Here is a 12,987-nt window from a genome sequence, read left to right as displayed (position 1 = left end):
GCAAGCGGCGTGCCAGTCGGCGGAAGCACATGGCGAAGGTGGGCAGCCCCCGGCGATGCCCCCGCCTTGGTCTGCTTCTTGCAGGTTGCCGAGCGTGTTTCAACCAACCGACATGTGACCATGGACCAGCAATACCTTCCCCGCATCAACGCCGGACGCCTGTGGCAATCGCTGATGGACCTCGGCCGGATCGGCGCCACGCCCAAGGGCGGCGTCTGCCGCATCGCGCTGACCGAGGAAGACAAGCGCGGGCGCGACCAGGTCGTGCAGTGGTGCCGCGACGCCGGCCTGGCGGTGCGCGTGGATGCGGTCGGCAACGTCTTCGCGCGCCGTGCCGGCACCGACCCCGGCGCGCCCGCGGTGGCGACCGGCAGCCATATCGACACCCAGCCTTCCGGCGGCAAGTTCGACGGCAACTTCGGCGTGCTGGCAGGGCTGGAGGTGATGCGCACGCTCGACGACCTGGGTATCGAGACGCGCGCTCCGCTGGAACTGGTGTTCTGGACCAACGAGGAGGGCACGCGCTTCACGCCGGTGATGATGGGCTCGGGCGCCTTTGCCGGCCTGTTCGCGCCGGACTTCGTGCATGCCCAGACCGACCGCGACGGCGTCAGCGTGGGCGCGGCGCTGGAGGCGATCGGCTACCGCGGCACCCACCCGGTGGGAGAGGTGCCGGGCGGCATGTTCGCGGCCTACTTCGAGGCCCATATCGAGCAGGGCCCGGTGCTGGAAGCGGCCGGCCTGCCGATCGGCGTGGTGTCCGGTGCGCTGGGCCAGCAATGGTATGACGTGACCGTGACCGGCATGGATGCGCACGCGGGCCCCACGCCGCTGGCCTTGCGCCACGACGCCCTGCTGGCGGCGGCGCGCATGGTCGATGCGGTCAACCGCATCGCCGTGTCCGAGGCGCCGCATGGGCGCGGCACGGTCGGCTATCTGCAGGTCTCGCCCAATTCGCGCAATGTGATTCCCGGCCGCGTCGAGTTCTCGGTGGACCTGCGCAACCTGAGCCACGACGGCCTGGACCGCATGGACGCGGCGATGCGCGCGGCCTTCGCCGGCATCGCCGAGCACGCGCGGGTGGAGGTGGAGATCCGCCAGGTGGTGAAGTTCGAACCCTGTGCCTTTGCGCCGGCCTGCGTCGACAGTGTGCGCCGCGCGGCCGCCTCGCTCGGCTTGCCGCATATGGACGTGGTCAGCGGCGCCGGGCACGACGCGGTCTATGTGGCGCAGCGCGCGCCGACCGGCATGATCTTCGTGCCCTGCAAAGACGGCATCAGCCACAACGAGCTGGAAGACGCCATGCCCGAGCACATCGCCGCCGGCGCCGACGTGCTGTTGCAGGCGATGCTGGAACACGCGCGATGAAGTTGGCCGGCGCGTTGGCGCCGGCCATGCGCAACACTGGTGGGGCGGCCTGGTTTGCAGGCCGCTTTGCTTTGTCTTGCGGGCACCCGGCCCGCCTCAGTGCGCCAGGGACAGCGAGATCGCCCGCGCGCATTCGATGACCAGCGGCGCCAGCTTGCGCTGCGCCTCGGCCATGGTCCAGCGGCTGGCCGGCGGTGACACGTGCACGGCGCCCACCGCCATTCCCTGGCGATCGACGATGGGCGCGGCCAGCCCCATGTCGCCGAGGAACAGCTCCTCTTCGTTGACGGCAAAGCCGAACTGGCGGCACGACTGCACGCGCGCCAGGATGGCCTGTACCTCGGTCAGCGTGGCGGGCGTGCGCGCCACGCGCTGGGAGCGCTCCAGCAGCGTAATGGCCTCGGCGTCTGGCAGCGTGCTCAAGTAGGCCCGTCCGGAACTCGTGCAGTACATCGGGATGCGCATGCCCACCGGGGTCAGCACCGGGATGTACTTCGATGTCATCAGCTGCGCCACATAGACCATCTCCAGGCCCACCGGTTCGGTCAGGTTGGCCGTTTCGCCGCTGTCGCGCGCGAGCTGCGACAGGTAGGGGCTGGCCGCGGCGATCAGCGGATCCGCGGCGAGATAGTTGAAGCCGATCTCCATCACCTTGGGGGTCAGCCGGAAGCGCCGCGTCTGCGGATGCTTGGCCATGTAGCCGAGGCATTCCAGCGTATGCACGGTGCGCTGTGCCGAACTCTTGGTCATGCCGGTCAGCGCGGCCAGTTCCGGCAGCGTCAGCGTGCGGTGCGCGGCGCCGAAAGCGCGCAGCACTTCCAGGCCTTTTTCCAGCGATTGGTTGAAGAGCGGATCGGGACGCTCGGCGTCCGACGCTGCGTCGGCGCGCGCGGTTCGAGGGGAGGCGGGCGGCAGGGAGGTCATCTCGTCACGGGTCGGTTCGGGCCGTTGCGCGGCCGCTGGTGCGGGGCCGGGGCCGGGGCATCGCACCATCCGCGGGAGCTGCTGCACCATGGGCAGGCCGTATTGCACCAAGATATGTACATATCGTTTATCGATACCTTTGGCTCGGCGTTAATCATACCTGCCCGAAATGTCGCTGGGAACATGCATCGCCATCATTTTCGCCGCGCGGTGCCGAAGGCCATCCGCGAACACATCGACGAATTCCGGAAGAACATCATCCGGACGATGTGACCGACCTTCCTCCCCCGTAACAGGTAGCAGCTATGCCGACACTGCAGTTCCAGGCAGCCGGCGAGGGCGCGCTCGCCCTCGACGTCCGGCAATTCATCGTCGCCGGCTGGACCGGCCGCGATGCCGCCGCCCGTCCAGCACCACATCGACGAACTCGCCGCCGTCGGCGTCAAGCCGCCCGCCACCGTGCTGGTACTGGCCTGCATCCGCCGGCAGAACCGAGCGCTGGCACCGGCGCCCCGGGGACTGGATTCAGGCGCGCGCTTGCGCTACAATCCGCTGCCTCGTTGCGCTACCGGCGCACGGCAAGTCGGCCGCCCGGACCACACTCCGGGCCAGGCAGCAGGAGAGGGCGGGCAGTACCAGCCGCCTTTTTTGTTTGCCGGGGCTGCACAGCCAGTGACGAGCAAGCGCAGGCCCGCCCGGGCCGCGCCCATGGACCGCGAGGGTGGCGAAATTGGTAGACGCACCAGGTTTAGGTCCTGACGCCAGCAATGGTGTAGGGGTTCGAGTCCCCTCCCTCGCACCAACTGCCTTATAAGGCTCTTCTCGTCTCCTCCCAATAAATTTCCGCAATCTCCTGCGCAGCGAGACCACCGGGGCGGGCATACCCTTCCAGCACCCAGCAATTGGGTACTTTTACGCGCAATAATCGAAGCGCTTGTCCCGGGGATTTTCCTGAGAACGCCCACCGCAGCCGATGCTGTGATGGCCGCGCACCTGTCGACACCAAGGCACTACGTCATTGAAGTCTTGTTTGCTGATGTCTGGCAATGATGATTGCCGCAGTCTTCGTGAATAACGACGCGAGTTCGAGGTCGATCGGCGTCGGCTCGCGGGGCTCCGCAAAGTACATGGCGAGCGAGCCGAGTGGGGTCCCACCGGTTTCCATAACGGGGAAAGACCAGCAGCCTCGATACCCGAATCTCTTTGCCAGCCAGATCCATGGTTTCCAGCGTGGCTCGATCATGATGTCTCGTGTAATCACCGACTTCCCCGTCGCAACTGCCAGCCCGCATGCGAGCGATTCCTCGGCAATCAGGAATCCATTCACGCACTTCGCGTATTCGTCGGGCATGCCAACCACATGTCTCAAGCCATCTCCCTGTGCGATGTAAAAGGCGCATCGCCGATCATCTTCGGTTCCATCTGCCAGCGCGCTGATTAGCAGTCCAAGGGAATGCTCGATTGGCGCATTGGTCATCGCGAGCTCGAAAGCTGACATCTGTGCATTGAGCCATATCTCGCGTTGTCGCAACTTGAGTTCGATGATCGTTCGATCTGTGACGTCGGAGAATGTCACGGCGACACCAGTAATTCTTCCTGGGACGGATTGGTAGGGGTGAATTCGTCTGGAGAAATATTTTTTCGGGTCGCGGCTTGCAACAACGATTTCTCGCGACTCCGTGGCATGGAGCACGTCTTGGATGTCGGGGTAGAAGGCCGGATCGTCAAATATTGACACGAGATCGGAGATTTTTCGACCGATATCTGAGTGTGCCAATTTAAAAACGGATTGCATGGCGGGTGTGAACCAGCGTATCCTCAGGTCACGGTCCAGGAAAAGAGTCATGACTTCCCCGGAAAAAAGCACGCGGTTCTGCATGTTTAACTGGTCGATTTTTTCGCGCAACTGGTAGTTCGACTCGTTGAGCTCCTCGTTGCTGGCGTTGAGTTGTGAATTGGATGCTCTCAACTCTTCGTTTAATGCTTGCAATTCCTCCCGGGATGCCTCCAATTCCTCGCGGGTTATCCGTGCGTCATCATCGCGCCACCGCTCGGAAGCCTCAGGGTAGTATTGCCCATCGGCCTCGCCGGAGGGCGCGTCAGGTGCTTGCGGCTTGTCGAGAATTCCTTCCTCGGGAAGGAATGTAATGAACATCCTATTCCACGCTCCAGCTGGATTTTGCAGTGGCGTCAAGCGCACACCAACTGAGGCTGGATCTTGTGGTCGGCGGTCAAGGTCGATCAGGTTCATGGGCTCATGATCAGAGAAAGCCTGCTGCACCGCGATTTTTAATCTCAGGCTTGAGTTCCTGGAGACAAGTTGGAAGATATTGTGCGTGGGCTCACCGGCAGGAAGGCTCAGGATGCCAGCTGTATTCCCGTAAAGCCTCAGAATGGATCCTGCTTCATCGATTAGTGCTGACGGGAGGCCAGCTTGCTCTAGTGCAATCCGTTGTTCTCCTGCGGCAAGGTTTGCAGTGGTCGTGGTCGGTCTGGTAGGAAGTCTTGCTATACTCGTTCCGAAATGCAATGAGGTTTTGCGGAAGATATTCCATTTGGGGGAGATGACCTCGAATCCTAGATTATTCAGGTGATATGATTCACCTTTTCCAAGAAAGAGATAGCCGCCGATCCTGAGGGAAGAAAACAGGGCGGCAAGCACATGGTCAACCTTTTCCCGCTCCAAATAGATCAATAGGTTCCGGCATGTCACGAAATCGATGCCACCAAAAGGCGGATCCAGGATGAGGTTGTGCGGAGCAAAAACCATTCGCTCACGTAATGGTCGCTTGATGCGGAACTGTTGGTCCACCGCGTAGAAATAGGCGGCGCGACGCGCAAGGGACACGCCGGCAAGGGAACTCTCGTGAAACAGCCCGCGACCGGCGCGTGCCAGAATCTCCGGTGCGACGTCCGTGGCAAACACCGTATAGTCTGCCTGGCCATTGCTCTCCTGCGACACCTCATCGAGAAGCATCGCAATGGAGTAGGCCTCTTCACCTGTGGAGCACGCAGCGCTCCATGCGCGTATCGGCTGGAATTTCTTAGCGGCATGGAAGAGATCCGGAAGGACATCTCTTTTTAGTACTATCCATGCATCATGATCGCGGAAAAATTCGGTCACATGAATCGGAAGCGATCGGCTGAGCGTTTCAAGCTCGATCGGATCATCTTCGATGAGAGACGAATAATCTGCGAAAGTCCATACCCGCCGGGCATCCATGCGCTGTTGGATGCGCCAGAACAAAGGTGAAGGTTTGTAGCCGCTGAGGTCGAAACCAGATTGTCTCCGGATTGAGCAGATGATTCGGTCCAGGGTTTTACTGACGTCGTTCGGCCAGTCGATCGATGTGGACGGTCGCTTGTATTCCGGCTCGATGCACATCAATATCTGCTGTGCGATGGCGCTGACCGGGAGAATGTGGTCGTGGATACCCCGCTGTATGACGGCGTTTGGCATGCTATCGTGCAGGGCTGTAAGCGGGTCTTGGACAATCACGACCCCATCAGCTTGCCGAATGCGCACGGCTCCCGCCGTTCCGTCCATGCCGGTGCCAGAAAGAATCACGGCGATCGGGAATGGCCCGGGGCATCGCGCCACGCTTTCGAGAAAGGCGTCGATGGAATCGATGCCTGGTCGGCGGCCGCCCCCATCGGCGGCTCTTGTTCGAAAGACTCCGTGCTCCAACGTCAGAATGTGTTCTGGCGACGGAATGTAGATGCAATTGGTGTCTGGCCGGGATCCATCGGTAGCGATACGGACCGGTATTGCTGTCCAGCGGGAGATCAGCGTGGGCAGCATGCTGGAATTCGCCGGGGGTAGATGCTGCAGCACGACGATTGCAAAGGGGATATCGAGCGGTAGCGTTTCGCACAATTTCTGCAGAGCCGTGATACCTCCGGCAGATGCCCCTATTGCTACAATTCTCGGCGCGATAGCGGCCGTCGGACGGCTCGTCGGCAAGTCAGTCATGATGGCCCCCAACATGGGTGCGGATCGGGCGCCGGCAGAATATGTGCGGAAGTCTGCACGACTCGGGCGGCTATATCCTTCTCGATCGTCTAGGCAGAGGATTGCCAAGACGGCCTGCATGAGTTTGGCGAGCCGCTTCGCTGTTTAGTTCCATATCTGCCGCCCTCAGGTTCTGGGGCGAAAATGGAATGGCGATTGGGGGGCGGAAGGTCGCTTCCCGTCGTGCAGCGAAATCTCCGGGAAGCGTAGGCTCCACAAAAAATCAGCGTACCAAATTCGATACGCTTCTCTTCAAGGGGAGGGGGGAATTGGCTATGGGGATGCCACGGAGATGGATTGTGCCGAGGCGGTGAGATCAGGCGAGATCGTCGTGGCCTGCCCGATCTCGTCCGGGATCGTCTATATGAGTGAGGTGCGTGGATTTCCGCTCAGCGCGGCGGCTCTCCCGCGGCTTCGAGCAGCCCTGCCAGCGATAGCGTCAGGTATTGCTCGTATTCCGGATTCGGCTGCTCGGCGCGCGTGTCGAGCAGGTCCGTGGCGTTCTGCCTGGCCCTGGCAGCGAGTTGATCGCGGTGCTCATGAGTTTCGAACAGGTCGTGAATCGATAGCTCGGCCAGATCGGACCGTGCCAGAAGCAGATTGAACGCCGTGCGCCAGGCTTTGTTCTGCTGCTCCAGTTCGTTGACCCTGTCGAGCAGGTGCTCGAGGGTTTCCCGCAGGACTTGAAGCTGTGAGTTGTCCATGAATTCCCCGGTGATCGGCTCTTGTGAAGTTGAGAGTTCTCGATTGTTTCACAGGAGAGGGGAGGTACCACATAGGTGCTGCGCGGGGTGCTGCCGATTGCGAGGCTGCCGGTCGAGGCGGAAGAGTGCGCTGGGAAGCCCAAGCATCGAGGGGATCACCGCGCTTATGGCTGTGCCCGGCTGGCACGTCAACCCCTGTCCGGTGTGACAACTGATGGACGTCGAGTTGGCCGCGCTGCAGGTATTCTGGAGGATCCCCCCTGCGTGGTGACACCGTCTCGGGTATGGGAAAAAAGAGGGCTGGCCGGCTGTCTGGCGACCAGCCCCGCGCAAGAGCGCAAGCGTTGACGAGTGCAGTCTAGCGGCGCCTGCGCGGAAAGTTGTGGCGAAAGTGTGTCGTGGTGCCCCCCCCTGTCGATCGAGCCGGTCCTGGGGCAGCCGTGGCGAGTGACGGCAGACAGAATGAAGGCAAAAGGACGCCGGCCATGGAGGGAGGCTGGCTGGCGGGGAATTCCGTATTCGAAGCACGCGGCGGAACGCTGCCCTTGCAGGATAGGGCCGGCCGTGTCCTCATTCCTCGCCGGATTGTGCTCAAGCTGTTTCGGCGTTGTGTAACGTCGTGTTGTGGAAAGGGGGCGATCGCATGATTGGCGGATGGCCCTGCGCAAGGTGCGCGATCGGCAAGTCGGGGCGAAGGCACGACCGTACGTGGTGGGATGGCTGTTCTTTGTTCCCCCCTGCATGCGAGAGCGAACGCCACCTAGTGCTTCTTGTTGCGCTGGGGATGACGATTGCCGGATTGGTTCGCATGATGCGATCCCGATCGGTCTTCCGCGCGTGCTTTGCCTTTGTCACGATCCAGGGATTCCTGACCGTTCGTATTGCGCTGGCCCGTGTTGCTCATGTGGCTACTGGATTGTCCACCTGGCTCCCCGCCCATTCTTTCGCCACTGCCCATGCCGCCGCCCATGCCTCCGCCGCGTGCATGCGCGGTCAGGGCGAGACAGGTCATCAAGGCTGCGGCCACTATGCCGATTGTCAATCTATGGTTCATGCGAGTCTCCTTTCCTGGATTCCTGCACCTGGGACCGATTCGGTTCGCGAGAAAACTGTCTCCTTTCTTGCGGGCTTGTCCGGTTGGAAACCCATACCGGGACCTCGAGCGGAGGTGATCTCGGCATAGCGTGGCGAGATTTCTTCGCTAAGCCTATAAACGGGGCGTCCCTCCAACTCGCTGACCGTTGGCGTGGGTTATTGCTGCGCCAACTTCGTTATCTGCAGCATTCGCGCTGCTGCTGGACGGGCGGGCATTTCACCGTCCCGAATGAGCAGAAGACGCAGCAGTCCCCTCGCTCTGGCTGTAGCACGACGCCACAGCCCTGGCACTGGTAGAAGAACTGGCAGGCGTCCGTCGGCATGGTCTCGCGCCGGGAAAAGCCGCAGTGCGGGCAGGTCAGTAGCGACTCGAGAATGACGTTGCTCATGGCTGTCTCACTTCACTCGCGCCTGACTTCGCGGGCCGCCAGGGCGAATCCGGCTGCCACGCCGACCATCACCAGGATCGGGCTCAGGTGGGGCCACTGCCGGGAGAGCAGTCCGGCCAGCAGGATGCAGACGAGCAGGATGGCAATTGCCTTGACGTAACGCATGATTTTCCCTGAGTTGTTTCGCGGTATCGTACTGTATGCCGGCGCTTGAACGATGCCGCGCTTGAACGATGCTGAACAGGGCGGGTGCCTCTCGGTATGCAAGAGCACTGTCTGTGCGATGCGTCAGGATCGATGCTTCAGATCGATGCGGAGCACCGCTGGCGTCGCGTTCACCATTCATTACAGATTCTCGGAACCGGTCCGGATATGCTTGGCCGCACAAAATCCCCACAACAGGAGAGATCGATGCGCAAGGGACTGGCTTTGCTGATCACCTGCAGCGCGCTGCTTGGCGGCTGCGTTGTTGCACCCTACGACGACGGCTACCGCGGTGGCGGCCCTGGCCCGGGGTGCCCGCCCGGCCAGGCGAAGAAGGGCAATTGCCGGGTCGACCCGTACGGCAATGAGTCGTTCTGCCCGCCGGGCCAGGCCAAGAAGGGGAACTGCTGACCGGCCGGCATCGGTCGCGCTCGTCCGCCGCCATTGACGCGCGGTGGGGCGTTGACGGACAACCCGCTTGGTCGGAAGCGGTCGGAAACGATTGCTTACAGCTAGCCGGCAACTCCGTGCATAGGCTAGAAAAAGATCATGGCGAAGAGGGAGGGATCCATGCGGTTCATTCTTGTGTTGCTGGCTGCCTCCACGGTGCTGATGAGCGGCTGCGTCGTTGCGCCATATGGTGACGAGCATCGTGGCGATCCCGCCTACCGCGAGCGTGATCGCGATCGAGGTGATCGAGGTGATCGAGGTGATCGAGGTGAGCATCGCGGGTACGGCGACGATCACGATCGTGATCGCGACGACCAGCATCAGCGCGATCGCTACTGAGCTGACCTTGCGCATCATCCACTTGGCGCGTGCCACCTCGATGGGCGCGTCGGGCAAGGCAGGCGCGCTCTTGAAAGGTCGGTCCGAGGTGTGTCTTCATGCTTCCGTGGCTACCGAGCGGCGAAAAGCCGCCCGGCGGTCACGGCAGTACAGTGCTTGCTCTCATCCGATACCCCATCGCAGCGGGCGGACGGAAGCCCGTCTTGCAGGTGTGCTTCCCTTGTGCTTCAGTTCTTCGGCCGCCGAAGCTGAGCGAGGCCGCAGGCCGGAGGAGGACTGGAACTGCCCTGAGCTTCGGGGGCGTATGCGCTGGCGTGGCGACGGGGCGTGGATCGCAAGGCACCTGATTCCATGCCGACGTGGGGCAGGGTGGAATCCGGCTTCGTGCTAGCATGCATCGCTCACCCAACCGGAGACGCCTATGTCGGCCGTATTCGACATCCACACCGCCAGCTTGTCCGAAGACGGCGAGCAGGTCATTTTTGCTATCCGCGCAGGCGCTGCTGCCGGACGAGGCTTCGTCTCGCGTTCGGCCCTGGACGCCCTGACGCAGGGACAGATCGGCCGGCCGATCGACGTTTTCCACGCCCATCGCGACCGCATCCTGGAGGCCGCCAGGCAGAAGTGGGCGGCGGATGCGTCCGGCGATGTGGCGCTCAATAGCTGGGACTTCTGAGTTTTCCTTCTGGCGGTTCCGCACAAGCTTCCCCATAAGCTCGCCTGAGCTTCCTCATGAGCTTCCCCCCGATGGACCTGCGCACGCCGCTGACCAGGCAGCAGTACCTGGACGAGCTGAACGCCCGCCTGCGGGAGTGTCCCGACCTGGCCTCGGTGGTGGTCTTTGCCTTCGACCCGCCCGGTGCCGGGGCCGCGACCGCGACCGGTGTCCGCGCTGACGGTGCGGTCGATGAAGACCTGCTGTGCGTGATGACGGGGATCGTCGAGACGGCTGCGGATGCCTATCACGTCGTGACGGACCCGCCGGCGGCAGCGACTGAGGATTGAGGTGGGCGACGCAGGGTCGCCAGGCCAAGCCAAAGCTGCTGGCTGCGCGCCACAGGATGGCGGGCCGTCCGGCAATGGCCCGCCACCGTATCAGGTGCGCTTTGTCGCCTAGGAGGCGCTCGGCACCAGTGCCACGCCGCGCAGGACCTGGCCGTACGGCGCGGTTTGCATCACGCTGAAGCCGCTTCCGCTCGCCGTCACGGTCGAACCGTTGACGGATACCGTGATCTTGACGAGTTGGTTCGAGTCGGCGCCCGCGTCGAACTTTGAGCCCAGGCTGTTGCCGATCGTGGAGGTCGTCGCGTACAGGGTGAAGGAGCCGTCGCTGTTGACCTGGCCGGTCAGGTTGCGCAGCCCGTCCGGCGTGGTGGTGTAGCTGGCGCCGGCGGTGCCATACGTGCCCTTGGCATCGGTGACGGTGTAGGCGGTGCCGAGATTCAGGCCGGCCGTCAGGTGGGCGATCGGCGTCCAGATGCCGCTCTGCTTCTGGTAGACCCAGAGGCCGCCGCTGCCGATCTGCTGGTCGCCGACGACGGCATCACCCTCATCCGCAACGAACATCAGTGACGTGTTGCTCGACGGCATCCACATGCCGAACGGATACATCGTGCCGGTGACCTGGCTCGCCGAGGTGATGCTGGCCGGCAGGTTCGTCGCCAGGGTGGTGGGGAAGCCTGGCAGGATGCTGATGGCCGCGTTCTGCGGCAGCTTGCCGCCGTTGGCGAGCACGCCTGCCGCGCCGACCTGGTAGACCGTGTTCACGCCATTACCGCCGCTGCCCTTGGACACGTACATGGTGCCGTCCGGGCCGACATAGAGGCCGCGCAGATTGACATCCTTGCCGGTCTTGTCGGCTGCGGTGGCCGGCGTGGTCGGCAGGCTGGCGATGGTGAAGCCGAACTGGTCGCCGGTCGGACTGCCGCCGGCGATGGTGCCGAGGCTTGCCAGCGAGCAAGCGGTACCGGCCGGCGCGGCCGTGTAGGTGCCGGTGCCCGATCCGGACTGGAAGGTGCCGATCACTTGCGTGAAGGCGCACGTGCTGCCGGCCGCAATGCTCTGTACACCGGTACTCATGCTCAGCATGTCGAGCTGTGCGGTGGTCGGCTTGGGATTCTTGCCCGAGTTGCCGGCGTTGCCCACCATGTAGTACATGCCACCGGCGAGGACCGCCGCACGCCCGTTGTTGCCGCTATAGGCGTTGGTATGGGTGAAGGCGAGCTTGCCGGTGGAGAAGTCGAGCTGGGCCACGGTGCGGTAGGTGGCGGTGGCGACGTCCGTATTGGTGGTGTCCTGTTTAATATGCTAAAAATGTCAAAATGCATGATTATTCAGATAATATGAATATACGTCTTATGGATGAGACATTAATGCCGTAATTCGCTGTCGGCACGTCGGGCGGGCGGGTGTGCTTGCGATTGCGCCATTGAGCCATTGAGCCATTGAGCCATTGCACGACTACGTGCGTGTCGATTGGCGAGGCGTTATCGCGGCTGCCGAGGCGTTGCGCCCTGGGCGGGGTCTGGACGCATGCGGACGCTACCGGCCGTGGGATGCATGGTCCGGCATTGTGCTGAAATGGTGGCTTTTCGCCGGGGAGAGGTTTTGGCGGGATGGCGCGGCGCGGAGAGGCGGCGCCAGGCGCGGGCAGGCCTGTGCTGCGTCAGGCTGAGCGTGCGCGGGCGGTGCGGAAAAGCGGGGAGGCCCCGACAGGCGAAGGATCGCCCGGTCGGGGCAGGCCGGCCATCAAGGATCGATGGTCCTGTCCGGGCTTTGGAAAATGAGGCGTCCGGCGAGTCCGAGGCCAAGGGTGATGCCGGCCAGGCCCATGCCGTCGGCATATTGGGGGAACCGCTGCGCCATCAGCATGGCGAGCGTCAGGCAGCCAGACAGGGTGGCAAGAGCCTTGAGGTGCGGCATGCAGTTTCCTCGAGGAGCACGATCATGATACGGATCCTACGCCCGAGGTGCGGTCGCCGAGCCGGGGAAATGAAGGGGAAATCGGCCTCTGTTTCTCTGACTGGAGGGCGGTGATACCGATGCGGCCGGTGGGCGGCGCCAGCGCGAGGGAGGAAGACGCCGGACAACGGAATGGCTCGGTTGCCCGGCGTACAAGGAGTGCGCATAGCGGCCTGCGCATGCCAAGTAGAGCACAGTCATGTCGGATCGTGGAGGCGCGGCGAGCTGTGTATCGATTCTCCAACGCCTTTTCCGTATTACCTCGAATGTGGGGTTGGGAGGAAAAGGGGGCTGGCTGGCATGGTTGCCGGCCAGCCTTGCGCAATAGGCGCGCTTGGGAGTGCAGCAACGCTGCTTTAGATGATTTGAACACAGATATAAGTAAAACTTAATGAAATATTTTTGACACGTGACTTTCGCAATTCTTTCGTGGTTGACGCATCGTCTTCGCCATGGGCTCGGGAGGTGAATTCGCGCTGGCGCCCAAGGCGGCAGGCAGTACGCAGGGGAATGTGGCGTCGTGGCGCGCCGGGGTGGCAGG

The 12,987-nt window shown here is 62.7% G+C and carries 14 protein-coding genes and 1 tRNA gene; 6 read left to right on the top strand and 9 right to left on the bottom strand.

The features are described from left to right. Positions 1-120 precede the first annotated feature (120 nt). Positions 121-1,368, top strand: a complete 1,248-nt coding sequence (locus BKK80_RS11810; RefSeq protein ID WP_071012953.1) for a Zn-dependent hydrolase — start codon at positions 121-123, stop codon at positions 1,366-1,368. A gap of 96 nt (positions 1,369-1,464) precedes the next feature. Here BKK80_RS11810 and BKK80_RS11805 read toward each other — a convergent pair whose 3' ends face one another. Together BKK80_RS11805 and BKK80_RS36405 are read right to left on the bottom strand one after the other, a co-directional pair. Further along, the gene (locus tag BKK80_RS11805) at positions 1,465-2,292 is read right to left on the bottom strand and encodes an IclR family transcriptional regulator (RefSeq protein WP_071012951.1); all 828 of its coding nucleotides are present in this window, start codon (positions 2,290-2,292) and stop codon (positions 1,465-1,467) included. A 194-nt stretch (positions 2,293-2,486) separates the two neighbouring features. Next, complete coding sequence (locus tag BKK80_RS36405; protein WP_071069518.1) at positions 2,487-2,771, bottom strand: hypothetical protein; 285 nt, start codon at positions 2,769-2,771, stop codon at positions 2,487-2,489. 236 nt (positions 2,772-3,007) lie between these two features. Here BKK80_RS36405 and BKK80_RS11795 point away from each other — a divergent pair. Continuing rightward, positions 3,008-3,094, top strand: a tRNA-Leu gene (locus BKK80_RS11795). 213 nt (positions 3,095-3,307) lie between these two features. On the opposite strand, the gene BKK80_RS11790 is transcribed toward BKK80_RS11795, so the two are convergent. The 5 genes from BKK80_RS11790 to BKK80_RS37070 all read right to left on the bottom strand — a co-directional run bounded on the left by BKK80_RS11790 (position 3,308) and on the right by BKK80_RS37070 (position 8,657). Continuing rightward, entirely contained in the window at positions 3,308-6,265 is a 2,958-nt protein-coding gene (locus BKK80_RS11790; protein ID WP_071070803.1) for a CheR family methyltransferase, read from the bottom strand. 428 nt (positions 6,266-6,693) lie between these two features. Continuing rightward, positions 6,694-7,008 carry a hypothetical protein gene (locus tag BKK80_RS11785; protein ID WP_071012947.1) on the bottom strand — a complete coding sequence of 105 codons (315 nt, stop codon included), beginning with the start codon at positions 7,006-7,008 and terminating at the stop codon, positions 6,694-6,696. Positions 7,009-7,768: 760 nt separating this feature from the next. Next, the gene (locus BKK80_RS36400; protein ID WP_156811242.1) at positions 7,769-8,062 is read right to left on the bottom strand and encodes a hypothetical protein; all 294 of its coding nucleotides are present in this window, start codon (positions 8,060-8,062) and stop codon (positions 7,769-7,771) included. 217 nt (positions 8,063-8,279) lie between these two features. Continuing rightward, entirely contained in the window at positions 8,280-8,492 is a 213-nt protein-coding gene (locus BKK80_RS37395) for a GDCCVxC domain-containing (seleno)protein (protein ID WP_071012946.1), read from the bottom strand. 12 nt (positions 8,493-8,504) lie between these two features. Then, positions 8,505-8,657, bottom strand: coding sequence for a hypothetical protein (locus BKK80_RS37070; RefSeq protein WP_167366674.1), 153 nt, complete (start codon positions 8,655-8,657; stop codon positions 8,505-8,507). Between the two features lie 246 nt (positions 8,658-8,903). Here BKK80_RS37070 and BKK80_RS37980 point away from each other — a divergent pair, with 246 nt between their 5' ends. The 4 genes from BKK80_RS37980 to BKK80_RS11760 all read left to right on the top strand — a co-directional run bounded on the left by BKK80_RS37980 (position 8,904) and on the right by BKK80_RS11760 (position 10,490). Next, positions 8,904-9,107 carry a hypothetical protein gene (locus BKK80_RS37980; protein ID WP_071012944.1) on the top strand — a complete coding sequence of 68 codons (204 nt, stop codon included), beginning with the start codon at positions 8,904-8,906 and terminating at the stop codon, positions 9,105-9,107. 159 nt (positions 9,108-9,266) lie between these two features. Then, positions 9,267-9,485, top strand: coding sequence for a hypothetical protein (locus tag BKK80_RS37975; protein ID WP_156811240.1), 219 nt, complete (start codon positions 9,267-9,269; stop codon positions 9,483-9,485). A gap of 421 nt (positions 9,486-9,906) precedes the next feature. Then, positions 9,907-10,161 carry a DUF1488 family protein gene (locus tag BKK80_RS11765; protein ID WP_071012940.1) on the top strand — a complete coding sequence of 85 codons (255 nt, stop codon included), beginning with the start codon at positions 9,907-9,909 and terminating at the stop codon, positions 10,159-10,161. 56 nt (positions 10,162-10,217) lie between these two features. Beyond that, on the top strand, positions 10,218-10,490 hold the full coding sequence (locus BKK80_RS11760) for a hypothetical protein (protein ID WP_071012938.1): 273 nt from the start codon (positions 10,218-10,220) through the stop codon (positions 10,488-10,490). Between the two features lie 108 nt (positions 10,491-10,598). Here the strand turns inward: BKK80_RS11760 and BKK80_RS11755 are convergent, their stop codons facing one another. Both BKK80_RS11755 and BKK80_RS36390 read right to left on the bottom strand, forming a co-directional pair. Continuing rightward, positions 10,599-11,738, bottom strand: a complete 1,140-nt coding sequence (locus BKK80_RS11755) for a hypothetical protein (RefSeq protein ID WP_071069514.1) — start codon at positions 11,736-11,738, stop codon at positions 10,599-10,601. Between the two features lie 495 nt (positions 11,739-12,233). Further along, the gene (locus BKK80_RS36390) at positions 12,234-12,407 is read right to left on the bottom strand and encodes a hypothetical protein (protein WP_156811237.1); all 174 of its coding nucleotides are present in this window, start codon (positions 12,405-12,407) and stop codon (positions 12,234-12,236) included. Positions 12,408-12,987: the final 580 nt, after the last annotated feature.

This window comes from Cupriavidus malaysiensis (assembly GCF_001854325.1).
Classification (GTDB): domain Bacteria; phylum Pseudomonadota; class Gammaproteobacteria; order Burkholderiales; family Burkholderiaceae; genus Cupriavidus; species Cupriavidus malaysiensis.
Note: the sequence above shows the minus strand (reverse complement) of the source record. Positions and strands in the feature narration are given on the sequence as shown.